We start from the raw sequence: 24,106 nt of genomic DNA, 5'->3' as shown, positions 1-24,106 counted from the left end.
AAAGAACCTAGAGAAAAGAGGAATTTTTCATGAATGATTGTATTTTTTGTAAAATTATCAACGGCGAAATCCCAAGTTATAAAGTCTATGAAGACGAGAAAGTCTATGCGTTTTTAGACATCACACAAGTGACCAAAGGACATACCTTAATGATTCCAAAACAACACGTTGCTGATATTTTTGAATATAATGACGTTTTAGCAAGCGACGTCTTTGCTCGTATTCCTAAAGTAGCACGAGCATTAGAAAAAGCTTTTCCAGAAATGGAAGGATTAAACATTTTAAATAACAATAAGGAAGTGGCTTATCAATCCGTTTTCCATTCCCACGTCCATTTGATTCCCCGTTATTCAAAAGAAGATGATTTCTCTATTCATTTTGGCAACCATCAAGAGGACTATTCCGCCGAAGCGATGCAAGAAATTGCTGAGACCATTGCAAAGCAGGTGAACTAAATGAAAAAATTTATTAAAGGCCTCTTTTTTGGCGCAGCTGCCGGTACCATTGGCGGCTTGTTGGCTGCTCCAAGAAGCGGGAAAGAAACACGACAACATTTAATCAATGAGCTAGAGGACTATCGTTCACTGAAAAATCAAGTCACGAATGACTGGGATCAGGTGCAACGAAATTTGGTAGTTGTCGAAGAAAACGTTCCACTGGCAACTGAATTTTCAAAAGACCTGCAACAAGAAATCACTGATTTCAAATTCCAAGCGGAACCTCGGATTGCTCAAATTAAAGAACAAATTGCTAAAATCACGGCTGAATTACCTGACACACAAACTAACAAGCAAAAGTAAAGTCTTTGATGTTAATTATTTCTTTTGTTATTAAAAAAATAAAAAGTGTGACGTAAATACGAATTTTGTTTGAAACTATGCCTGAGACTCTTTCTTTTTCAAAATGAGGTATGGTATAGTTATAACAGAAATAAAACTAAAAAAAACAGGAGTGCATAAGAGAATGAAGAAAAAACTAATCTTAGCTGCAGCGGGCGCAATGGCCGTTTTTAGTTTAGCAGCGTGTTCAAGCGGTTCAAAAGATATCGCAACAATGAAAGGCTCAACAATTACTGTTGATGATTTTTATAACCAAATTAAAGAACAAAGCACGAGCCAACAAGCGTTTAGCCAAATGGTTATTTATAAAGTCTTTGAAGAAAAATATGGCGACAAAGTAACTGACAAAGATATTCAAAAAAACTTTGACGAAGCCAAAGAACAAGTAGAAGCACAAGGCGGAAAGTTCTCTGATGCATTAAAACAAGCTGGTTTAACTGAAAAAACATTCAAGAAACAGTTAAAACAAAGAGCAGCCTATGATGCAGGTCTAAAAGCCCACTTAAAAATTACAGATGAAGACTTAAAAACAGCTTGGGCAAGTTTCCATCCAGAAGTAGAAGCACAAATTATCCAAGTTGCTTCAGAAGATGATGCCAAAGCTGTCAAGAAAGAAATCACTGACGGCGGCGATTTCACAAAAATTGCTAAAGAAAAATCAACAGATGCTGCTACGAAAAAAGATGGCGGTAAAATTAAATTTGATTCACAAGCAACAACTGTTCCTGCCGAAGTTAAAGAAGCTGCCTTCAAATTAAAAGATGGCGAAGTGTCAGAACCAATTGCTGCAACAAATATGCAAACCTACCAAACAACCTACTATGTAGTGAAAATGACGAAAAACAAAGCAAAAGGCAATGACATGAAACCTTATGAAAAAGAGATCAAGAAAATTGCTGAAGAAACAAAATTAGCCGATCAAACATTTGTTTCGAAAGTCATTAGTGACGAATTAAAAGCGGCCAATGTGAAAATTAAAGATGATGCCTTCAAGAACGCTTTAGCAGGCTACATGCAAACTGAATCTTCAAGCGCTTCTTCAGAGAAAAAAGAATCAAAATCAAGTGATTCTAAAACAAGCGATACCAAAACAAGCGACTCTGAAAAAGCAACAGATTCTTCAAGCAAAACAACAGAATCTTCTTCTAAATAAGCATAAAAAAGAGAGTGGTCGATTGACCACTCCCTTTTTTTATTTATCTTTTGGAACATAGAAACTGCGGTTATCTAAACCAAAGATTCGTTCCGTATACTCCCCAGGCTGTGTTTGACGAATGGCCCCTAGCATCATTTGAATGGACGCATCCATGGTATCAATTTGATGTAAGATTTCCGCTTCCATAATTCTTGGTCGCACAGGTGAGCCATATTCCAACAGTCCATGGTGGGCTAAGACCATGTGCCGAAGAACGACAACGTCTTCTTCTCGATCATCAATTTTCAAAGCCAAACACGCCTTGGTAATTTCCTCATCCACCAAAACTAAATGACCAATTAAGTTCCCTGCCACCGTATATTCTGTCGTAATAGCACCAGATAGTTCTAAAACTTTTCCTAAGTCATGTAAAATAATCCCCGCGTATAATAGTGACGTGTTAATTTCAGGATATTCCTTAGCAATTGCTTTGCCTAGGCGCAACATTGAGACAGTGTGGTAAGCTAAGCCATTCGCAAAAGCATGATGGTTCCGTTTAGCTGCAGGAAATTCATAAAATTCTTGTTGGTATTTCGTCATGAGATAGCGCACAATACGATTCCAATGAGCATTGGTAATTTCAAAAATCACTTGATTGATTTCCTCGACCATCTCTTCTTTTTTCAAAGGCGCTCGTTCCATATATAAACTTGGCTGGCTTGGTTCCTCTGCTGTCGCTAAACGCATGTGTAAAATTTTTACTTGGGGTTTATTTTGATAAACTTCTCGTTTCCCATTCAGTAAAACAACGTTTCCCGCAGTAAATCGTGTAATTTCATCCTCAGAGGCGTCCCAATATTTTCCGTCAATCGTGCCAGATGTGTCTTGAAAGGTAAAGGCAATAAACTTTTTCCCATTTTTAGCTACACGTACATCGGCATTTTTAATTAGAACAAATGATTCAAAAAGTTCTTCTACTGTTAATTCACGTAATTTTTTCACTTGACGCTTCCTCCTTCTAACGCAATTACTCTTTGTTGTAAGTCCTGATAATAGCTTACCATTTCTTGGTCAGAAGAAAAACAAATGACTTGCTGTTTTTGACCAAACTTAGTAAATAATTCAGCTAATTGGGCTTTTCTTTGATGATCATAGTGTAACCAGCCATCATCAATGATAATTGGACAAACCAGTTGCTCGCCTTGGACTGCTAAAAAGGCAAAACGAACAGCCATCATCAATTGATCTTTAGTGCCAGTTGATAATTCATGTAAATAAAACATTTCTTGTTCTTTCGTCACCGCAACTAGTTGACCTTCGGCTACTTGGATTGATTGATAACGCTGATTTGTTAAAAGTGCAAAGTAGCTTGATGCATACTGTAATAAGCTGGGCAATTGTTGTTCCGAAAGCTCTGTTAATAGGTCCATTAACAGTTGCCCCGCCAGTTGATACCCAGACCAACGTTGAGCTAGTTCTTTGATTTCCGCTTTTAAAATTGCTTGTCGTTGATACAACTCATCTAAGGTACCATCCGTCATTAATTGTTGTTTTTCATAAATCAACGCTTGATACTGTTCTTGTATTTTATTTAACTGACTTTCTTCCAGTGCTTGTTGCTGCGCCAGTTGTAAAGAACGGTCTTTTAACGTTGCCTCTGTTACCGCTTCTGGAAACAGAGTGCCTAATTGTGTCGCTAATTCTTGCCCACGACCAACTTGAGCTTGCTGAGTCGTCAGCTGTTGAATCCTCATTGGAACATCAGCGATTGATAGAATCCGATAACGAATTAGTAAAGGCTGAATTCGTGTTAACGCTTCTTGCTGTTTAGTTTTCAACTCTCGTAACTGCTGTTTGAGATAGCCATCTGCTTGATACTCCTGAGCAAAGCGAACTTTCTCCATTTCTTCAGCAAATCCTTCTAAAAAGTGTAACTTTTCGGAAAGGCTCTTTCCTTGTAAGGGTAACTGCGTCATCAATGGGAAGACTTGTTCTTCAAATACTTGGCGTTTTTGTTGATTTTCCTTCAATTGACTCATGAGTTCTTCATTTGTTTGAACAAGCAATAAATAGCGCGTAATCAATTCCCGCTGATTCATTAAAGTATCAATTTGTTGCATTTTTCCTAATTGATGGACTTGGGCTTGCTCCGCTACTGCTTGTTCAAGTTGTTCCACTTGCAGTTGTGCCTCACGTTCTTGATTCAGCGCTTGTTGGAACTGTTCATTTAAATAATCTAGTTGCGAAAGTTTCGTCTGCCACTCTTCTTTCACTTCATCAGAGGAAGCTTCTTTTCTAGTGGCGTAGCTAAGCACTTCTTTCGCGATAAGACTAACTCCCACGAGAACTAGGCCCCATTTTAAAGGGCTTGGCAAAAAGAAACCGAGTAATGCAAGGATACTTCCTAGCAATAACCAAAGTGGTTGACTTGTTTTCTGCGCTTTTTGGGCACGCGTCGCTTCACCAAAAAATGCGGCATGCGCTTTTTCAAACTCCGTTAACTGGTCTTCCAGATTTTCAATTTGAGAAGCCAAGAATGCTTTCTGTTCTTGTCCTTTTTGAAGAGCTTGCGTATACGCAACTTGTTGTTGGCGCCACTTTTGAACGGTTTCGTTGTCATAAAAAAGCTGTGGTGGTCGTTCAGGCGACCATGACCATTCGTTCTCTAAAAGGACCATTTCTTGACGATTTTGCTCAAAGGTTTGGGTCATCCATTCCGATTCCGTCATCAATTGTTGCATATCATAGCGTTGATTCAACAATTGTTGAATCAATGCTTCTTGTTCTAGGTAAAAAGCATAGCCTTCTGGAACATCGAGCGCTTCTGACTGAAGAGATAACTCTTTGGTCAAACGTTGTCGTTCTTTGTCTAGGTACATATATTCTTGAAAGGTTTCTTCTAATTGAACTTGGTCTTCTTTTACTAAAGCAACATTCTCTGTTTCTTCAGGTAGCGACTGCCATTCTTCGTACAAGGGAAAGTGACGTTGCTGTTCCGCAACCTGTAACAAGTCCTGTTGCGTTTCTTTTAATTGCTGTTGCAGTGTCACTCGCTGTTGTTCTGTTTCGCGAATCGTTTCTTCTAATTGTTGAAAAGTTTGTTGCTGCGCTTCTTTCTCTTGAATTTGCTCTTTTAGTTCTTGATAAGCCGCCAACTTCTGATTGAGTAATGGCTGCTGCCCTTTGCCTTTAAAGATTTTTTGTGCTTCTTTAAAGTACGCATTTCGGTAAGTCAAAAGTTGTTGACTACCAGAAACACCAATGGCTAACAAGGATGTTTGCAGTTCCTCTTCTGTCAACTTGTCACTCGTAATTAATTGTTCTTGTTGGAAAGTAAAAACCTCTTGAAATAACTTTTTCGTTAGCGGATGTAACATTTGCTGTAAAGTTTTTTCATCCCCCATTTGTTGTTGATAATAAATGATTGCTTGCCCTTTATTTTTTTCTTTAAAACGCTCGACTTGAACTTCCCCAAACACAGGATGTGCCAACCACAAACGACCACCATACGAGCCACCATTTTTAGGTGCGTAATCGCGTTTTCTTTTGCCCTTTGTGGGAAACCCAAACAGCATTGCTTGAATGAATTGATACAATGTGGACTTGCCAACTTCATTTGCGCCGTACAGCAATTGATTACCAGATTCAAATGTAATTTTCTGTTGTTGCCATTTTCCAAAGCCCACAATCTCTACTGCGAGTAATTTCATAGTGGGTCCTCCTGAATAGTAAAGTCTTCATTAATTTGCTCATGTGCTAGGCGCAAGCTCTCTAATCGCCACTGCTCATCCATTGAAAAAATTCCAGCAAATTCTGGATAACGTAACAATTCCTTGGTGGTATCTTCAAAAATAACTGGATCTAAGTATGTTTTTTCTAATGCCGTTAATAAATTGGGACTAGCGGCTAAATAGATCGGTTCTTTCGTTGGTTCCTCTGCTTGCAATATTAGGCGATAAACAAAAAAATCACCTTGCGTTTTTTGTAAAAGCTGCTGCTGTAAGTAGCTTAATAGTTCACCATTGACAATGGCTTGCACCACGGTCACATCCAAATGTTGCGTTTCTTTCAGTGTCAACGCCATCAATTGCTGTTGCTGATGCGCATGCCACTTCGTCAGCAAACTGGTTTCAAGATAAGACAAAACGCTTTGGGTGTCACGGCATTGCGCCAGAGATATTTCTTCATTCGTCCAATCTATTTCTGCGACTTTTTCAAATTGAACAGTCGCTTGATTTTGGGAAAGTGTGACCACTGCAACCCCTTGTAAAGACTGTTCTTTTTTCGTGTGCCCTTGAGGTGTTCCAGGATAAACAATTAGCGGTTGTTCACTAACAATTTGCGGCTGATGAATGTGGCCCAATGCCCAATAATTATAGCCAGTGGCTTTTAAATCCTTCCATGTAAACGGAGCATAATTTTGTTGCGCTTTCCGACTGGTGTCTCCATGATAAATCCCAATATGAATGTCAGATTCTGCTTGTTTGATAGGAAATTCTAGTGCTTTATTTTCATCAATCCAGGGATGCTCATAACTAAACCCCGAAACAGCCACTTGTTCGCCCGCTTTCGTTTCAAAATACAGCGTCTCAACCATTTCTTTTTCAAATAAAAAAACATTGTCTGGAAAAGAAAACCAATAGCGGTCTTTTTTATAGTAATCATGATTCCCAAATGTTAGAATCACAGGGATTTCTGCTTGTTTCAACTGTTCTAATGCAGCCATCAATTGGGCTTGCATTGAAATAGAGGTCTGACTTTGATGAAACGTATCTCCTGCAAAAATAACCAAGTCCACCGTTTCTCGAATGGCAACTGTTACGATATTCATTAACAATTGTTGATTAGCTTCTCTTAAGCGCTTCGCTAAGGCTGTCGGGATCCCAGTTAACCCTTCAAAAGACCGATCCATGTGTAAATCAGCTGTATGCAATAGTTTCATCGTTTCCCCTCCTTTTCTCCTTCCTTTATCATATCATTTTCTGTCAGCTTGGTCAGTAAAAACATACGAAAATTTGTTCGTTTTTTCAATAAAAAAAGAATCAGGTTAACTGATTCTGTCGAAAAAGCAAGTATTTAGATTGTCCGTTTCTTCTTATATTCATAAAAGTAAAATAGCTATAATTGGTAAGAATAATAAGTGAAAATTTTTATAAATGATTTCAAATTTAGGATTACTCTAAAAACAGGTACTAAAGTAGTCCTTTCTATAAGTTCAAATACTGAATATTGAATCAAATTTATTAAAAAAATCATTTTGGTTTTTAGGTAAATTATTGCTTAAATATCTATAATAAATACAGAATTCTTCTGAATCAACAGGTACCTCAAAGTTCACCAAATTTTCTAAATGTATCTCTCTCAATAGATTTTTAGAAAGAACCAAGATATTAAAATTGTCACTAATTTTTTCATTACTATATATTGCTCTTATTTTTATCTTCTCTTTCACATAGCTGTCATCTGCCTGATCCTCTATCACGCCTACAATTGAATTAGTTCTTACAGGGGGATCAAAATATTTAAAATTATCTCCTTTACATATGGCTAGACCTTCTCCTATACTAACTACTCTATGTGCAAAAAAGTTGTTGTATAGACTTTTTATTACAACAATTTTACCTGTACTTATTTCAAAGTTACTACATTGTGCTACTAAAATATCTCCCTCTTTATATGTTGGCAACATAGATACTCCTTCTGCAACAAACCTCATTGCCTCATCACCACCACATCATATTTCAATAGCTCTTCTATAAATACCTTAATTTGTTCTCTTACTATATACATATTTTGATTATCTGTATCAAATTCTTTAGATAACCTAGACACAGCTTCATCAATATTCTTAAATTTTTTAGCTTCGATTCTATGAAAAATAAATATTGAAGTTTTATCTTCAAGCATAAAGCCATCCTCATTTAATGATATAACTAAAAACTCTCCTTTGTCTTCATAATTAATTTTTTCATTAATACTAAGCATGCTCTTTACCTCCATATACAAATTGATACATTTGTTCCAAAATCATTCCTTTGATTATTTTGCATTCCTCATTATTGATTACATTCGAAGAATCATCCTTTGACTTTGAATAATAATGATTTGCTCTACACGAGCCTCCACAAAGCAGTTTGAATGAACAATTTTTACACGGCTCCATACCAAGGGACGAATAAGAGAAGTGATCAATTTTTTTATTCTTAAAAATATAGTCTAGCGGTTCGACTCTAACATTCCCTAAGTAAAAATCTTTTTGATCCAATAACTTACAAGTATAGACATTTCCCATGGGATCAATTGAAAATTCTCCGATACCTTGACCACAATGAACTTTAATTGTAAATGGATTTAAAGCTTTCTTGTATTTCATCGCAATCCGATCAATCTCTTTTCTTTCATCTTTTGTAAGAGAAATATCGTCAAATCCTCTACCCAATTTACAAAAAGTTCCAATATTTAAGTTTATTTTATGAGATTTTGCAAAGGTAACCATTGTATCAATGTCAGCAATATTATTTTTAGTAATTGTTTGATTAATGGCTAAATTTTTAAAGTTAAGTTTTATTAGATTCTCTAAAGCCTTTGTAGCAACTTTAAAGCATCCTCTTCCTCTATTGTCATCATTGTTATTTTCATTTAAAGAGTCTAAACTGATTGTAATTTTGTAACAACGTTCAGATAAAAACTTAGCTTGTTTGATGTTATAGGCTACTCTACCATTGGATATTAAGTTGCAGATAAATCCTTTTTTATATGCATTATCTAATATCTTATAGAAGTTCTTTTTTAAACCAACTTCTCCACCTGTAAAAACAATTTTTTTTACTCCAGCTACCTTTAACTGTTTAAAAATCTTATCATACTCTTCGTAATCTAATTCTCTACGTAGCTTTTTACCTGGACCTGCTTCAGCATAACAATAGGTACATTTTAAATTACATTCTTCGGTTACAACAATATATACCGTGCGTGGAATAGAGAAATTTTCTATTAATTTATGAAAATTCTCCTCTACTTCCAAGTCAGTGAAATCAAAGATTCTATACAATTCTATTTTTCTTAATAAGTCTTTTGAGATATCATGTCTATCTCTAGTTTTTAGATATTTTTCGAGAATAGGAAGTTCATTTTCTTCTATACCAATCCAACTACTAATAATTGGATTATGTACTATAACCTTGTTTCTATAAAAATAAAATTTTAACAAAAATTATCCTTCCCTTCTTTGTATACCTGAGAGCATTTAAACTTAAGCGTACATTATTAATTAAAGATAGAAAATTTAAGGAGCTAAGATTTATCGTTTCGTAATATTAAATGAAAAATTTGATTAAGTTACATTTCTTTATTCAAAATTGTTTTTTAAGTTCCAGTACCTACAAGGATTCCACACATACAGCCTAATTGAATTGTTTTGCCAATTTTTTTCAATTCTGGTTTATTAAATTTCATAGAAAATTCCTCCTCTCCTAAATAATCAGCTCCTTAAATATATTTCAAATGATACATGCTTTTCCTCATAAGGTCAAATATTTTCCTCTTTATTCAATATAATTTAGGAAAAACGGCGAAAATATTGATATCTATTATGAAATTATATACAATGTGTTTAAGTACGAAAGGGGAGTTGCAAATCATGGAAAAGATTATGAAAAAAAATAAAAAATTTGTTTTTCTAGTTAGTTTGACTGCTATAGTCACCACATTAACCTCTTTAATTGCACCAATTATCATTCAATATCTAACAAATAAAAAAAACCTTAATTCACAGGCAATGATCTATATTTTCTTAGCCATGTTATTGTCTTTAGTAATACAATTAGTTATCATGGTTTATAAAGAAAATTTTGCTGCAAGATTCAATTCCAATTACTTATTTACTCTAATTAATAAAATGATACACCTTAAGTATGACTCTTACATTACTCTTGAGCCAACCTATTTGATTAATCGTATTTTTAGTGCTGTGGATGCACTTTATTTATTTTTGATATCTAGCTTCAGTGTGACAATTAAATCAATTTTCACTATCCTTTTATCTTTACTTATGGTCAGTTATCTTTCTATTGAAATTGTTTTATTCATGGTTTTATTGATTCCTTTAAACTATTTTGGATTTAAGTATATAAATAAAAAATTAAAAGTTCGAATGGAAAACATGCAAAAAAATGCAGCTGTTGCAAACAAAAATTTAATTTCTACGTTATCAAATCAAGATGCTGTTAAAGCCGGTATTTCAGCTGAAATATTAGAAAATTTACTCTACGAAAAAATCAATTTAATGTATCAATCCGTAGCTAGTACTAATAAATTCGCTCAAAGCACTAGTAGTATTGTTGCTTTTATTAATCAAAGTTTCCAAACTTTTGTTTATATTCGAACAAGTATGTTAATTGCGGCAGATAACTTGCCCATTTCCAGTCTAATTATATTAAGTATCCTTTTGCCTTTGTTTTTTTCCTCTTTGAGTGAATTATCTAAAGTTACTATCGATTTAAATACTTTAACAACAGCAAATACATTTATAAAAGATAGTTTAGACAAAAATATAGAAAGAGATGGTGACATAGATATAGATGCTATTGCAAGCATCCAGTTATTTTTTCCAACATTCGAGATAGACGGCAACCAATTTCAATACAGGATCCAAGAAAACCTACAAAATGGGGATCGAGTTTATTTAACGGGAAAATCTGGAAGTGGTAAATCATCTTTATTAAAACTATTACTAAAGTTTCGAGAATCAGCAGGAATTATGATTAACGATTTACCAATCAATGCAATAAATAATAAAAGTTTGAGAAACAAAATTGCCTATTTGGCACAAGAACCAACAATACTCACAGAAACTTTAGAAAAAAATATTGGTATGGGAACGCCTCTATCCTATGAACAAAAACAACTTATTTTAAATACAGGCATTCTTAATCCTATTTTGAAAACTAAGGACTGGGAAACTGTTTTAACTGAAAACGGTAGTAATTTATCTGGTGGAGAAAAACAAAGAATTGCAGTCGCAAGACTTATTTTAGCGGATGCCGATGTTTATATTTTAGACGAGAGTACCAGTAATATTGATGAAGAATCCAGTCAAGCAATCTTTGAAACATTATTAGAATGTGTCAAAGATAAAATATTCATCTTTACCTCTCACGATAAAAAAAATAGTCAATACGCTAATAAAATTATAAATATTTAAAGGAGACTTCTAAATATGTTGTCTGTAGAACAATTAGCCCAAGAATTAAATGTGACCACAAGAACTATTCGAAATTATTTGAAAGAAGGAAAAATAAAAGGAACAAAAATTGGTGGACAATGGCGTTTCTCAGAACGAGATATTTATGATTTTTTAGGAAAATCAGATGATATCATTGTAAAGAACACCGCTATCGAATCTTATGTAAAAGATGTTCCACAAAACAATGAAGGCCTTGTAACATTGACTTTCTCACTTAACACAGAAAGTGATATTGAATTCGTTAAAAATAAAATACTAAAACATTTCAACTCTGTTTACGGTAGTAATCAGCAAAACAAAAGTTTTGAATATCAGCTTTTGCCTAGAAACCTTGTTAGAATTACCTTAATTGGCCCTCATGCTTACATTTTAAATTTTGGAAACTGGCTAACAAACTTTATAGAATTATCGATTCAAAATTACCAAGAGTAGCTAGCTATTCACAAAATTAAATAATAATAAACCCCCAGAGAAGCACTTGCTTATCTGGGGGTTTATTATTAATCGTTATACATATCACGCACAGGAGTCATGATAATTCGGTTTAAATCATTGACAACTAAGCTAAACGCTTGTTCTTTTTGCATTAATTCGTTGATAACTGCTGTTTCTTGCACTTTCGTTGCAATGCTTTGTGCTTTTTCAGCATCTTCATCCGTGAATTCTTCGCCGCGCATTTGTTTTTCTTGAAGTCCTTGTTGGAATCCTTGGAATTCTTTAAACAATGTGTAAGCTGCTTCGTCTGCTTTTACTTCTTCATACGCTGCTTGTAATGCTTTAAATTCGTCTAACTCACGTAGTTCACGTTCAATCTGATTGGCTGTATCATAAATGTTACTCAATGGAATCCCTCTTTTCTCAATAGTTTCATCTTTATTGTACCATTTCTCTTAGGTTTTCCCAACTAATTTCCTAATAAGCCTCCGAAAATTCCTTCAATCTTGTCTTTGACTTTTTTCGCGCCGTCTTTAATTTGTCCCCCAACTTCATTCAATGTATCTCCGAAATTGCTAGCGCCGTCTTGAACAGAATTTCCAAAGTCTTTTAAGTTATCCCGCCAATTAGAATTGGCACCACCAGTTAAACTATCGTTGCTATCAACAACTTTCCCACCTGTGGCATAAGCATCCGCGACAGGAAATTGTGCTTGTTTGACTTGTGGCAAGATGCCACTGGCTTGACTGTTGAACACCTGTGAGGCATACGTAGCGCTACTGCCTTCCAAATAATGGGTTTTACTGGTTTCTTGGAAGCCTAACCAAGTAGCAATGACAACTTCTGGTGTATAACCAATCACCCACTGATCGTTCGTTTTACTGCTATCGAAGTTGGTTTCTGTCGTACCTGTTTTACCAGCCATTACGTAGCCTGCTGGTTGTGCGTTGACCCCGCTCCCAGAACTAAAGACCCCTAGTAACATACTTGTAATCCCATCTGCAACATCTTTGGTAATGACTTGTTCTTTCTTGACTTTAGTATTATCAACTACAATTGCGCCAGTTGAGTCGACGATTTTTGTAATTAAATGCGTTTCAGTTTTATAACCTTCATTGGCAAAGGCACTATAAGCTCCCGCCATGGTTAGTGGCGAAACACCCGTTTGTAATCCCCCAAGTGCTAAACCATAATATCGATCTTTTTCTGATAATGGAATGCCAAATTTCTCTGTTTTTTCATAGCCTTTATCTAAACCAATTTGATGTAATAACCACACCGCTGGTAAATTTAAGCTTTCTCCTAAGGCTTGATACATAGGAACTTCTCCACTGTACGTGCGGCTATAGTTTTGCGCTGGATAATAATCTTGTGGTTTATCTTCTAAAACAGAGTCTGGTTTATAGCCAGCCTCTAAAGCTGGTGTATAGACAGAAATTGGTTTTAAGGACGAGCCTGGTGAACGTTTTGTTTGCGTTGCAAAGTTAAAGCCTCGATAAACGTGTTCCCCTCGACCGCCCACCAGTGCTTGCACGCCGCCGGTTTTCGGATCAATGGCTACAGAGCCACTTTGAACCATGGCACCATCTTCTGCATTGGGTGGAAATAGTGCATCATTTTTATAAGTTGCATCCATCGCATCTTGATACCCCTGATTTAAAGAAGTGTAAATCTTGTATCCTTTATTTAAAATATCTTCTTCTTTAAATTTATAACGATTGACCGCTTCATCAATTACCGCATCAAAATAATATGGATATTTGTAACTATTTTCGTCGCCAACATAGGTGTCATTTAATAGACTCGCTAAGTTAACACTCGCTTCTTGATTGGCTTCTTCTTGAGACAGTTTTTTATTGTCGACCATAAGTTGTAAAACGGTATTCCGTCGCGCTGTGGCATTGTCAATGTAATCAATTGGGTTATAGATTCCTGGCCCTTTTAACATGCCCGCTAGCGTTGCGGCTTCCCCCACTGTAACTTGGGACGCATCCACGCCAAAATATTTACGAGCTGCATCTTGCACGCCCCAGACACCATTACCAAAATAAGAATTATTTAAATACATTGCTAAGATATCTTTTTTCGAATATTTCTTTTCGATTTCAATCGCTAAAAATAATTCTCTGGCTTTCCTATCTAACGTTTGCTCTTGCGTTAAGTAAGCATTTTTGGCTAATTGTTGCGTAATTGTACTTCCGCCACCACCGCCACCGATTTTCCCGAAGGTCAATTTTCCAACAACCGCACGAGCAATCCCTTTAATGGAATACCCTTTATGTTGATAAAACCCGCGATCTTCAGTTGAAATAACCGCATCTTGAATATAAGGAGAAATATTATCCAGTTCCACAAAAGTCCCTTTTTGTCCGAATAATTTTCCGACTTCTTTTCCTGATTCATCATAAACGCGTGTTGATTCACTTAGCCCCGATTTTAGGGTCTCAACGTTTGCGGACTTGGCTAAGTAAAATAAATAAATACTGGCACCTAAAGCGACTACCAAACCAATTAACAAGAAAATTTTATTGATTTGATACTTTTTCCAAATCCGCTTTCTGGCTTGATGGAATTGTATTAAATAAGGCTTTATCCACGTCCAAAAATGACGTAATCCGACACCGACTTTACTAAAAAATTGTTTAAGATTATCCATAGTACTCCCTCTGTTTACGTTTCTTGGCTAAGTCTACCATATTCTTGCAGGTACGACCTAGGTCTAAAGCATGAAAAATTCTTGAAAAACAATTTCAATGATCTTTTCGCTGTAGCAAAGGAAATATGGCCTTCACTAGAGGTAAATAATTGCTTACGCTTAGAAACGAGTCTTTATTTAGCCTCTATTCTATCATGCTTTTCTTCGTTTTTTATGTAAATTTGTTTAAGAATCTCTCAAGGAACTGCCTTTCTAACAAATTTCAGCTTTTTTTCCGTTCTGACTTGACCTTTTGAGTAGCTTTGTTACACTAAATAGCGAATCAGTGAAAGGTGGGATTTGGTGGAATATTCAATGAGATTACCTGAAAATTTTTCAACAATGACTGTAAAAGAACTATTAGAAAATGAGTGGCTAGTCCCTCGAAAAGTGCGCCATTTTTTACGCACGCGAAAAAATGTCAAAATCAATGGAGAAACAGCTGCTTTTCATTTTCCAGTCCAAGCTGGCGATTGTGTCACCTTAACGTTTGAAGAAACCGATTATGTACGTCCCACTATTCATTTGGGGGAAGCAACGCGTGTGAAGGTTCTATATGAAGATGAACATTTAATGATTGTAAATAAACCTTATGGCATTAAAACCCATCCAAATCAGCCACAGGAAACAGACACCTTGTTAAATCATGTTGCTGCCTATTTAGCTGAGAAAAATCAGGTCCCTTATGTCGTTCATCGATTAGATAAAGAAACCAGTGGTGCGATTGTCTTTGCTAAAAATCCTTTTGTCTTACCTATTTTAGGGCGTTTATTAGAAACAAAACAAATTTACCGCCAATATCAAGCGATTGTAGCTGGTCACTTTAACCAAAAAGAGCAGACAATCAATCAGCCGATTGGTCGTGATCGGCATGATCGCCGGAAACGACGGATTGATCCTCAAAAAGGGGATTCAGCGATTACACATGTCCAAGTGGTCCAAGCTCTTTCTAATAATCAAACCGCAGTTACCTGTGTTTTAGAAACAGGTCGGACGCACCAAATTCGGGTCCATTTAGCTAGCGAAGGGCATCCAATTATTGGTGATCCGTTATACAACCCAAAATCGCAGGCAGCTCGTTTAATGCTCCATGCTTCACAACTTCATTTACTCCATCCGTTTACAAAAAAACAAATCGTTGTGACTGCAGCGCCTGGCCTATGGTAAAAAAAACAGAAGAAATCGGACGGTAACCGCCGATTTCTTCTGTTTTTTTATTTTACCGCACATTCACTGCTGAGAACGGTATATCTGCGTTTGCTCAGTGTCTTGGTGTTAAACAGTTCCTGAGCTAACTCTCAGCCTTAATCATTTGTAGCCACTCTTTTTGTAAAATTCCGTAATTGTAGATATCCAGCCATTGGCCATCTTGAAATAACGCTTCTCTATCAATTCCTTCTTTTTTGAAGCCTACTTTTTCATAAACATGAATCGCTTTTTGATTGTTACTATTGACAGCTAATCTGATTTTGTGCAAGCCCAATTCATAAAAAGCAAATTTACAAATTAAAGACACCGCCTCAAAGCCATATCCTTGACCACGTTGCTCTTTTTGTAAAATAGCAATCCCTAAATTGGCCCCTCTATTTTTCAACTGTACATCAGACAACGAAACCCAACCAATAAATTCCTCTGTCGTATTTTCTAAAATAGCAAATAGAAATCGATCATCTTCTCCTTTATTAATCGTGAAATCTTTCCATTCTTCAAGCCCCCACGGATGTAAAGCATCCCAGCTCAAATGCCGAAGCAATTCATTATCCCATTGCTGTTTTGCAATATGTTCGATATATTCTTCTCTAAAATGAGAAAAGCCAATGTGTTTTCCTTTTAAGACATTTTCCATAAGAACACCTTTAATTTCCTAGATTATTTTTCTATTTGCTGACTATCTATTTCCTCGTATTTTTGTAAAAAAGTGGCAATTTTTTCGATGACACACGCATTTTTATCGCTTTGGTCATTCTCTACCTGAAGAACAAGCAACGGTTCATGCAGACTTAAGCGTAGCAAAAACCACCCACTGCCATATTGACCAGACACGTTTCCCCGAACACCTTCTTGGTTTTCACGGTCCACAGCAAAGTCTGCTTGATTTTCTACAAACAATTCAAAGTCTCGCAAGACTTGTTGCCCATAACAAGTAACATCCTCCGCAGTAATTTTAAAGCGAAATTCGTTGGTTTCTGCCGGTTGCTTCAACGTAGCAATCAGATCTCCTAACGTTTGATTATTTTGTTTCAATTCTGGTAACAACATTAAAATTTTCGCCACGACATATGCACCATCATCCAGATTGTAGTTTTCTTGAAACGCTGCATGACCACTGGTTTCAATGGCTAACGGTGTCTGAAAGCCCCCATGATTCAATTCAATCATTTTATTAATGACATTTCGGTAACCAGAAATATAACGAATCTGTTGGCCGCCTTTTTCTTCAATAAATGTTTTTAAATGACTTGAGGTTGGCGAATTTGTCACAATATAACTACCAGGCGCTTCTTTTAAAACAATTGCCGCTAAAACAGCAATTAAATTATTTCGGTTTAGTACCTCACCTGATTGGTCCACCACGGCCGAACGATCTACATCTGTATCAAAAATAATGCCCAAATCTGCTTGATTAGCTAAAACAGCCGTTTGAATACTTTTCATTGCTTCAGAATTATCTGGATTAGGTACATGATTAGGAAAATGCCCATCTGGTTCTAAAAACTGTGATCCCGTCGTATCAGCGCCCAAAACTTGAAGAACCTGCTCCGCAAAGAAGCCCCCAGCCCCATTACCCGCATCAACGATAATTCGAAAGCCCTGTAAAGGTTTCTCTTCGGGCGAATGAATTCCTTGGCGGATTTTTGCCACCAAATGCTCCGCATAAATTGGCAGTAACTCTTGCTTCATCAGTGTGCCATTTTCATTGGCTGTCAGCGGATCAGTATGAGATAAAATATACCGAATATCTTCTTTCTCTGCTCCACCTTCTGCTGTGAAGAACTTCAAGCCATTAAAGTAGTAAGGCAAATGGCTAGCTGTAATCATAATCGCTGCATCACATTGAAGCGTTGGAAATTGAGTAGCCATAAACATAGCAGGCGTCGTAGCTAAACCAACGTCAATCACCTGAATACCTAATGAAAGAAACGTATCTACTAATGCTTGCTTAATCGGCTCCGCCGTTAGACGACTATCATGTCCGATTGCAATTGTCAGGCGCTGTTGTGCCTTTCGTGGCAGCTGTTTTTTATCCTGTAACCAACGAACCACGCCCACCGCAATCTCGGCTACTGCTGTTGCGGTTAATGTTGCAGTTTGCTCTTCCGTATCCAAAGCAATTCCCCGAATATCCGAACCATTTTGTAGCGCTTTCAATTCTACCAAGAAAAAAACTCCCTTCTATTGATACTTTCAATTTTAAAAAATCATATTTTCGATGCGTTCGATAAAGTGTTCCGCATCCTCTTCTGAACGTGTAATCACAATAATCGTATCCGCACCAGCCACTGTACCCGCCACTTCCGGATAAGCTACTTCATCTAAAAAGTTACTCACCACATCGGCATTTCCCATCTCTGTATGCAAGATGACAATAAATTGTACTCGCTCCATTCGAACAACTGAATCTTTCACTGATTCTCGTAATTTCTCTTCACTGCTTGTGCCTTGTGCTTGAGAAAAAATTGCATATTTGACACGACCATCTGCACCATGTGTTTTAACAATACTCATTTCACGGATATCTCTTGAAACAGTCGCTTGAGTGGCTCGGACGCCAAGTTCTTCCAAACGAGTGATTAATTCATCTTGTGTTTCAATTTCTTGTTGCATAATTAATTGTTTAATCAAACGTTGACGTTCTGCTTTTTTCATATAGACCACTCCTCTCCATTCATTTCTTTTATTATATCCAAAAATGAGTAAAAATACAGGTACTTTTCACATTAAACTCTTTATTTATCTGAAAAAGACTGGATAAATGTTTATATACCAGTCTTTTTCAGTAAAAAATACTTATTTAAGAAGATTCTTTTCTTTTAAATAGTCTTTCGCCACTATGCTAGGATCTTGCCCCTCCACATTGACTTGATAATTCATTTCACTCATTTCTTCTTCGCTAATTTTCCCTGCCAATTTATTCAATATTTCTGCTAATTCTGGATATTTTTCCAACGTTGCTGTTTTAATAAGTGGTGCTCCTTGATAAGGCGGAAATAGTGCTTGATCATCTTCTAACGTTACTAAATCGTATTGTTTCAATTCACTATCCGTTGAATAGGCATCAATCACATTTACCTCACCATTATTAATCGCTTGATAGCGTAGCGCCGGTTCCATCGATTGAACATTCAGATTTAAATGATATTTTTCTTGTAATCCCTTATAACCATCTTGCCGATCAATAAATTCTAACGTAAAACCTGCTTTCAACTGATTGCTAATTTTCTGTAAATCACTAATCGTTTTTAATTGATGCTCTTTTGCAAATGAGCGCTTAACTGCGACGGCATACGTATTTTCATAGCGCATCGGTTTCAGCAAAGTAAGGTTTTCTTGTTTTTTCAAGCCAGCGCGTGCCGCTTCATAGACTACTTGAGGTTGATTGTCTAGCTGAGGAGGATTTTTTAAAAAGGTCTCGATCACTGTTCCTGTAAATTCTGGATAAAGATCGATTTCATCTGATTTCAAGGCATTATATAAAAAAGTAGTCTTGCCAAAGTTTGGCTTTAACGTCACCTGAATGTCGCTATTTTCTTCAATTAAGGCTTTATACATATTAATAATAATATCTGGTTCCGCTCCTAATTTGCCAGCAATTGTCAGCTGTTTTTCCTTTGAAGAAGTTTGTTGATTCCAGAAAAATGAACCACCTAACAAAAGGCCTAAAATAGTACCGCCAATGATTAGTCGCCGCCCATTCGCTTTTTCCAACCAATGAATTCCATAATTAAATAAGACTGCTAGTGCAGCTGATGAAAGAGCTCCAATAAAAATCAACGATAAATTATTTCGATCAATTCCTAATAAAATGAAGGTCCCTAAACCGCCTGCTCCAATTAACGCTGCCAACGTGGCCGTACCAATAATTAAAACGGTAGCCGTTCGAATCCCAGAAATAATAAATGGTAATGCCATTTGCAACTCAAACTTGAACAGTTTTTCTTTTTTACTCATACCAAATGCTTCTGCGGCTTCTTCTAACGAAGGATCAATTTCCGTCAAACCAGTATAGGTATTTTGTAAAATTGGGAATAAGGCATAAATCACTAGCGCAACAATTGCCGGTGGTCGACCAATACCAATTAACGGAATCAGTAAGCCTAGCAAGGCTAAAGAAGGGATGGTTTGGAAAATCCCAGTCACTTGTAACAGACTTTCCGCTAACTTGCGATGACTCGTTAAATAAATGGCTAAAGGAATGGCAATCAATGCAGCGAATAATAACGAAATAAAGGACAATTGCATATGCTCGATTAACGCTTGCAGATATTCTTCTTTTCGAGCGAAAAAAGTTTCAATCAGTGCTTGCATCTACTGTCCCTCGCTTTCCAACAGCTGTTCCATAAAACGAGTAATCGTTTTTGAGGTGATACACCCTAAAACTTGTTGTTTTTCTACTAAATTTGCTTTCTCTTGCGCATTAATGAGTTGGACAATCTCTTTTAAATTGGTTTCCATGAAAACAGTCGGCACTGGCTCAATCGTCTCATCTGCGGCTTCTAAAAATGCAGTCAAGTCAGCGCCACAATAGTTCGCTAGTTCTGGCGAAGATTGTTTGAAAAATTGACCGACAAAGTTATTTTTCGGATGTTTTTGAATGGCTTCTGGCGTATCGACTTGAATAATTTTACCAGCGTCCATAATACAGATGCGCTCCCCTAACAATAAAGCTTCATTCATATCATGGGTTACAAAAACAATGGTACTCGCTAATTCCTGATGAAGTTCTTTCACCAAACGTTGAAGATGATGTCTTGAAATTGGATCTAGCGCGCTAAAAGGTTCATCCATTAAAATCACTTCTGGTTCAGCTGCAATGGCGCGTAAAATTCCGATACGTTGTTGTTCGCCTCCTGAAAGCGCTGCTGGCTTACGATGCAGATATTCCTCAGGATCCAGCTGAACTTTTTTCAATAGTTCAATGGTTCGCTCTCTGCGTTGCTCTTTGGGCCATTTTTTCATTTCAGGAATCAACTCAATATTTTCCGCCACGGTTAAGTTAGGAAATAAGGCAATTTGCTGAAGAACATAGCCAATTTTTAGTCGTAATTCACGTAAAGGATAATTGGTTACCGCTTGTTCATTGAGAGCCACTTCACCTGTCGTTGGCTCAATGAGCCGATTAATCATTTTCAAAGTCGTCGTTTTTCCACTACCACTCGGCCCTACTAATACAAAAAATTCGCCTTGTTGGATTGTTAAATTCACATCGGACAAAACAGCATTTTCTTGATATACTTTTGAAACATTTTGAAATTTTATCATTTATTTTCACCGCATCTTTCACTTCTTAATAAACAAAATCTTTGGAGGATCGTCACTCTTTCAGTATAATTTAAGACTAACATCCTGCCTAATTTTTTGTTTTAAGCGCAAGTATGTGGGGCTCATTTAACGGCTGCCGGTTCGTATCTACAATTATCTACTCAATGAATGGAAAAATTGTCCTCTTCTGCCTTAAACAAAAGTGAACTGTTTTCTACTAAAAGGAGTGATCGTTATGGAAAACGACAAGCGAATTTATAAATGGGACAACGTGAAACTTTTTTTAATTTTCTTAGTGATTTTTGGGCATATTTTAGATCGTGAAGCTTCTCCTTCACGACTCATGGAAACGATCAACTTTTGGATCTATTCATTCCATATGCCAGCCTTTATTTTTGTCTCTGGACTCTTCAGTAAACATGCCATTAAACAACGAAAATATCTCCGTTTACTTTCCTTTGTTTGGCTTTATCTCTTAGCGAAGTTGTTGATTACGCTTGCTAATTTCGCCTTTGCAAATAAAATGAATTTTGATTTACTGAACGAAACGGGCGTTCCTTGGTACTTACTTTCCTTAGCAAGTTTCTACTTAATTACCATCTTTCTTCAGCGCGTTCAGCCGAAAATCATGTTGCCAATTATCGTTGTTATCGGCTGCGCCTCAGGCTATTTACCTGTGGAAGATTTCTTGTCTTTAGGACGGACTCTGGGCTTCTTCCCTTTCTTCTATTGTGGCTACTTAATGGATATTCAAAAGCTGCAAACCTTTTTAGATCATCGCAAAGTCAAATGGGCAGCGATAGGTGTAATTTTAAGCTCCTTTTTATTTGTAAATAGTCAATGGTCATTGGCAACGAAATTTTGGGGCTTCTTAACTGGTTGGGCTTCCTACGCTGAAATTAGTCCGGCCTTTGAATACAGTAGTTTCATTCAGCTGTTCTTTTACGTTGCTGCAGCATTGGTGTCTCTTTCTTGGTTTGCATTATTGCCGAAACGAAAGTTACCTTTAAGCGCCCTCGGAAAAGATACCCTTTACCCTTATCTCTTGCATATGCCCTTAATTATTCTGTTGGAAAGTGGTTTACAATTAGACACACTCTTTAAAGAATGGTTTACTTTCCGAATCCTGGCACTTTTCTTCTTAGCCCTCTTCATTTTAGCTATTACGAATATGCCTGTGGTGAAACGGGGAGCGGATTATCTTTTTAATCCAATTGCGTATGTGTTGCCAAAACAATGGTTAAAAGTTAAATAAAAAAAGAAGAGCGTGGGACAAAAATCACTTTGGATTTTTGCTCCACGCTCAAAAACTGTTAAACGGCGAAAGTTGCAATGTTTCACTGTGAAGCATGAACAGATGAAATCATCGTACCTACTTGGTTTTTGGAGCTAAACACTTTTATCTCAGATTTTTTTCAACTATTGAAACAATCCTTTAATTTTATCAAACAAACCATCGGTCGTTGTATCAGCTAACATCGCTGTAATTTTATGATAGTGTTCGCCTAATTCATCTTTATGTTCTTCAATGAATTGTTGCGCATGTTCCACGTTGCCTTCTCCAATTAAATCTTTTGCTTTTTGAACTAATTCTTCTACGTTCATCTTCACACGTCCTTTGATTAAATAGTTAACAATAAGTGTTTCACTCATTGCGTTTTCTCCTATTTATCGTATCGTGGGATCCTTTGATTTGCAAGAAATTTTCAGTAAATTGACGGTTCTGATTTTGGGTTTTTAAAAGGCAAAAATTGCAAAAAAAAGCTGTTTTCGAAAATCGAAAACAGCTTTTTTACTTTACTTCGCTAAACGATAAATCGCATCTGCATAAATAGCAGCTGCTCGGAATAAGTCATCTAATTCCATAAATTCGTTGGCTTGGTGCATTGTGTCTGTGTAGCCAGGGAACATTGCGCCATAGGCAACACCACGTTTTAATAAGCGGCCATAAGTACCGCCACCAATGATTTGTTCTTGGCCTTTTTCGCCTGTATGGTCTTCGTAAACTTGTAGTAACGTTGCCACCAATGGATCATCAACTGGTACATAATGCGGTTCTTGGTTGCGATCTCCTTGTGTTGCAGTGACCGTTTCACCGACTGTTGTTTGAACTTTTGCTTGTAATTCTTCTGCTGAAGTTCCTTTTGGATAGCGGAAGTTTAATGTTACTAAGCTATTTTCAGGGTTTTCTGGATCAAAGTTAACAATCCCAGCGTTCATTGTCAATTTACCCATTTTTTCGTCTTCAAAAGCCACGCCTAATTTTTCACCATAAAAATCTTCATGGATAAATTCAGCAATGGTATTAATAAAGCTATATGCGCCTTCTGCAAAGCTGTAATCATTTAAGAAAGTTGCCAAGAAAGTCGCTGCGTTAATTCCAGATTGTGGGCTAGCCCCGTGAGCACCTTTACCAACTACATGGAAAGTCACTGTTTTATCTGAAAGTTCTGCGTTACCTGAAATTTTTGCTTCTTGTTTGATGAATGTTTCAAAGCTAGCAGCTAGTGAAGCCGCTTCGTCTGCTGAAGCAGCCGTTACAACAGCATCTGCTGTTCCCGGAACCATGTTTTCACGTAAACCAGATTTGAAGCTTTCTAATTTATAATCAGCGCCGTTACCGCCTCGGAAAGTTAAACGAATAGTCACATTTCCTTTTTCCCCATTGATAATTGGGAACTCAGCATCTGGTGAGAAACCAAAGTCTGGCGCTTCTTCATGTTGGAAATAGTAATCCATATCGCCCCAGCCGCTTTCTTCGTCACTTCCTACTACGAAACGAATTTTTTTAGACACGGGTAAGCCTAATTCTTTGATAATTTTCATTGCGTAATAAGCAGCCATACTTGGGCCTTTATCATCGCTCGCGCCACGTGCATAAATTTTGCCATCTTTAATGACTGGTTCATAAGGATCTGTTTCCCAACCATCACCAGCAGGAACAACGTCCATATGACCAAAAATCCCTAACGTTTCGTCGCCTTCGCCGTATTCAATGTGTCCAGCGTAATTGTCGACATTTTTCACCGTAAAGCCATCACGTTCACCATACGCTAACATGTGTTTTAAGCCAGCAACTGGCCCAGGTCCAAAGGGCGCTTCAGGTGTTGCTTGTGCATCATCACGTTCACTGTTGATCCGTAATAAGTTTTGTAAATCTTCTAATAAGTCGTCTTTACGTGCTTCGACTTCTTTTGTCCAATCAATTGTCATTTGTTGTCACTCCTATTCATAAAGTTCTACATAGTCAATCATACCATTTTATGCAGAAAAAGAAA

The 24,106-nt window shown here is 36.8% G+C and carries 22 protein-coding genes; 7 read left to right on the top strand and 15 right to left on the bottom strand.

The window, feature by feature from the left end; genetic code table 11:
* Positions 1-29 precede the first annotated feature (29 nt).
* The 3 genes from IGK03_RS02145 to IGK03_RS02135 all read left to right on the top strand — a co-directional run bounded on the left by IGK03_RS02145 (position 30) and on the right by IGK03_RS02135 (position 1,992).
* Complete coding sequence (locus tag IGK03_RS02145) at positions 30-455, top strand: HIT family protein (protein WP_002355527.1); 426 nt, start codon at positions 30-32, stop codon at positions 453-455.
* On the top strand, positions 456-800 hold the full coding sequence (locus IGK03_RS02140) for a YtxH domain-containing protein (protein WP_010713892.1): 345 nt from the start codon (positions 456-458) through the stop codon (positions 798-800).
* A gap of 163 nt (positions 801-963) precedes the next feature.
* On the top strand, positions 964-1,992 hold the full coding sequence (locus tag IGK03_RS02135; protein ID WP_002355524.1) for a peptidylprolyl isomerase: 1,029 nt from the start codon (positions 964-966) through the stop codon (positions 1,990-1,992).
* A 39-nt stretch (positions 1,993-2,031) separates the two neighbouring features.
* Here IGK03_RS02135 and IGK03_RS02130 read toward each other — a convergent pair whose 3' ends face one another.
* The 6 genes from IGK03_RS02130 to IGK03_RS02105 form a co-directional block, all read right to left on the bottom strand.
* Positions 2,032-2,976 carry a 3'-5' exoribonuclease YhaM family protein gene (locus tag IGK03_RS02130; protein ID WP_002355522.1) on the bottom strand — a complete coding sequence of 315 codons (945 nt, stop codon included), beginning with the start codon at positions 2,974-2,976 and terminating at the stop codon, positions 2,032-2,034.
* Positions 2,973-5,684 (bottom strand): ATP-binding protein, encoded by a 2,712-nt coding sequence (locus tag IGK03_RS02125; RefSeq protein ID WP_202334757.1) that lies wholly within the window; start codon positions 5,682-5,684, stop codon positions 2,973-2,975. Before IGK03_RS02125 ends, IGK03_RS02130 begins: the two co-directional genes overlap by 4 nt.
* On the bottom strand, positions 5,681-6,916 hold the full coding sequence (locus IGK03_RS02120; RefSeq protein ID WP_071646567.1) for a DNA repair exonuclease: 1,236 nt from the start codon (positions 6,914-6,916) through the stop codon (positions 5,681-5,683). Before IGK03_RS02120 ends, IGK03_RS02125 begins: the two co-directional genes overlap by 4 nt.
* Positions 6,917-7,189: 273 nt before the next feature.
* Positions 7,190-7,690: a S24/S26 family peptidase gene (locus IGK03_RS02115; RefSeq protein WP_002419975.1), complete on the bottom strand. Its 501-nt coding sequence runs from the start codon at positions 7,688-7,690 to the stop codon at positions 7,190-7,192.
* Positions 7,687-7,959 carry a reticulocalbin-1 gene (locus IGK03_RS02110; RefSeq protein ID WP_202334756.1) on the bottom strand — a complete coding sequence of 91 codons (273 nt, stop codon included), beginning with the start codon at positions 7,957-7,959 and terminating at the stop codon, positions 7,687-7,689. Before IGK03_RS02110 ends, IGK03_RS02115 begins: the two co-directional genes overlap by 4 nt.
* Positions 7,952-9,184, bottom strand: coding sequence for a radical SAM/SPASM domain-containing protein (locus IGK03_RS02105; protein WP_010713897.1), 1,233 nt, complete (start codon positions 9,182-9,184; stop codon positions 7,952-7,954). The genes IGK03_RS02110 and IGK03_RS02105 overlap by 8 nt, the downstream gene beginning before the upstream one ends.
* 429 nt (positions 9,185-9,613) lie before the next feature.
* Between IGK03_RS02105 and IGK03_RS02100 the strand changes: the two genes are divergently transcribed.
* Together IGK03_RS02100 and IGK03_RS02095 are read left to right on the top strand one after the other, a co-directional pair.
* A complete protein-coding gene (locus IGK03_RS02100) occupies positions 9,614-11,176 on the top strand; it encodes an ATP-binding cassette domain-containing protein (RefSeq protein WP_010713899.1) in 1,563 nt (520 codons plus the stop codon).
* Positions 11,177-11,191: 15 nt separating this feature from the next.
* Positions 11,192-11,650 (top strand): helix-turn-helix domain-containing protein, encoded by a 459-nt coding sequence (locus IGK03_RS02095; RefSeq protein WP_002368000.1) that lies wholly within the window; start codon positions 11,192-11,194, stop codon positions 11,648-11,650.
* 68 nt (positions 11,651-11,718) lie between these two features.
* Here IGK03_RS02095 and IGK03_RS02090 read toward each other — a convergent pair whose 3' ends face one another.
* Positions 11,719-12,060 carry a YlbF family regulator gene (locus tag IGK03_RS02090; RefSeq protein WP_002355518.1) on the bottom strand — a complete coding sequence of 114 codons (342 nt, stop codon included), beginning with the start codon at positions 12,058-12,060 and terminating at the stop codon, positions 11,719-11,721.
* A 62-nt stretch (positions 12,061-12,122) separates the two neighbouring features.
* On the bottom strand, positions 12,123-14,309 hold the full coding sequence (locus IGK03_RS02085; RefSeq protein WP_002366159.1) for a PBP1A family penicillin-binding protein: 2,187 nt from the start codon (positions 14,307-14,309) through the stop codon (positions 12,123-12,125).
* Positions 14,310-14,651: 342 nt separating this feature from the next.
* Between IGK03_RS02085 and IGK03_RS02080 the strand changes: the two genes are divergently transcribed.
* Complete coding sequence (locus IGK03_RS02080) at positions 14,652-15,515, top strand: RluA family pseudouridine synthase (RefSeq protein ID WP_002364824.1); 864 nt, start codon at positions 14,652-14,654, stop codon at positions 15,513-15,515.
* 124 nt (positions 15,516-15,639) lie between these two features.
* On the opposite strand, the gene IGK03_RS02075 is transcribed toward IGK03_RS02080, so the two are convergent.
* The 5 genes from IGK03_RS02075 to IGK03_RS02055 all read right to left on the bottom strand — a co-directional run bounded on the left by IGK03_RS02075 (position 15,640) and on the right by IGK03_RS02055 (position 20,828).
* Positions 15,640-16,194: a GNAT family N-acetyltransferase gene (locus IGK03_RS02075; protein ID WP_002367997.1), complete on the bottom strand. Its 555-nt coding sequence runs from the start codon at positions 16,192-16,194 to the stop codon at positions 15,640-15,642.
* A gap of 23 nt (positions 16,195-16,217) precedes the next feature.
* On the bottom strand, positions 16,218-17,726 hold the full coding sequence (locus tag IGK03_RS02070; protein ID WP_010711998.1) for a phosphoglucomutase: 1,509 nt from the start codon (positions 17,724-17,726) through the stop codon (positions 16,218-16,220).
* Between the two features lie 33 nt (positions 17,727-17,759).
* A complete protein-coding gene (gene argR, locus IGK03_RS02065; RefSeq protein ID WP_002355509.1) occupies positions 17,760-18,215 on the bottom strand; it encodes an arginine repressor in 456 nt (151 codons plus the stop codon).
* A 141-nt stretch (positions 18,216-18,356) separates the two neighbouring features.
* Positions 18,357-19,874, bottom strand: coding sequence for an ABC transporter permease/substrate-binding protein (locus IGK03_RS02060; RefSeq protein ID WP_002409148.1), 1,518 nt, complete (start codon positions 19,872-19,874; stop codon positions 18,357-18,359).
* Positions 19,875-20,828: an ABC transporter ATP-binding protein gene (locus IGK03_RS02055; RefSeq protein ID WP_002363150.1), complete on the bottom strand. Its 954-nt coding sequence runs from the start codon at positions 20,826-20,828 to the stop codon at positions 19,875-19,877.
* Between the two features lie 235 nt (positions 20,829-21,063).
* Between IGK03_RS02055 and IGK03_RS02050 the strand changes: the two genes are divergently transcribed.
* Positions 21,064-22,083, top strand: coding sequence for an acyltransferase family protein (locus IGK03_RS02050; protein ID WP_174125068.1), 1,020 nt, complete (start codon positions 21,064-21,066; stop codon positions 22,081-22,083).
* A 164-nt stretch (positions 22,084-22,247) separates the two neighbouring features.
* On the opposite strand, the gene IGK03_RS02045 is transcribed toward IGK03_RS02050, so the two are convergent.
* Entirely contained in the window at positions 22,248-22,481 is a 234-nt protein-coding gene (locus tag IGK03_RS02045; protein WP_002355504.1) for a hypothetical protein, read from the bottom strand.
* Positions 22,482-22,625: 144 nt separating this feature from the next.
* Positions 22,626-24,041 carry a dipeptidase PepV gene (gene pepV / locus IGK03_RS02040; protein WP_002371462.1) on the bottom strand — a complete coding sequence of 472 codons (1,416 nt, stop codon included), beginning with the start codon at positions 24,039-24,041 and terminating at the stop codon, positions 22,626-22,628.
* Positions 24,042-24,106: the final 65 nt, after the last annotated feature.

Source organism: Enterococcus sp. DIV2453a (assembly GCF_050533535.1).
Lineage (GTDB): Bacteria > Bacillota > Bacilli > Lactobacillales > Enterococcaceae > Enterococcus > Enterococcus faecalis.
This window is presented reverse-complemented; position numbering and strand designations above follow the sequence as displayed.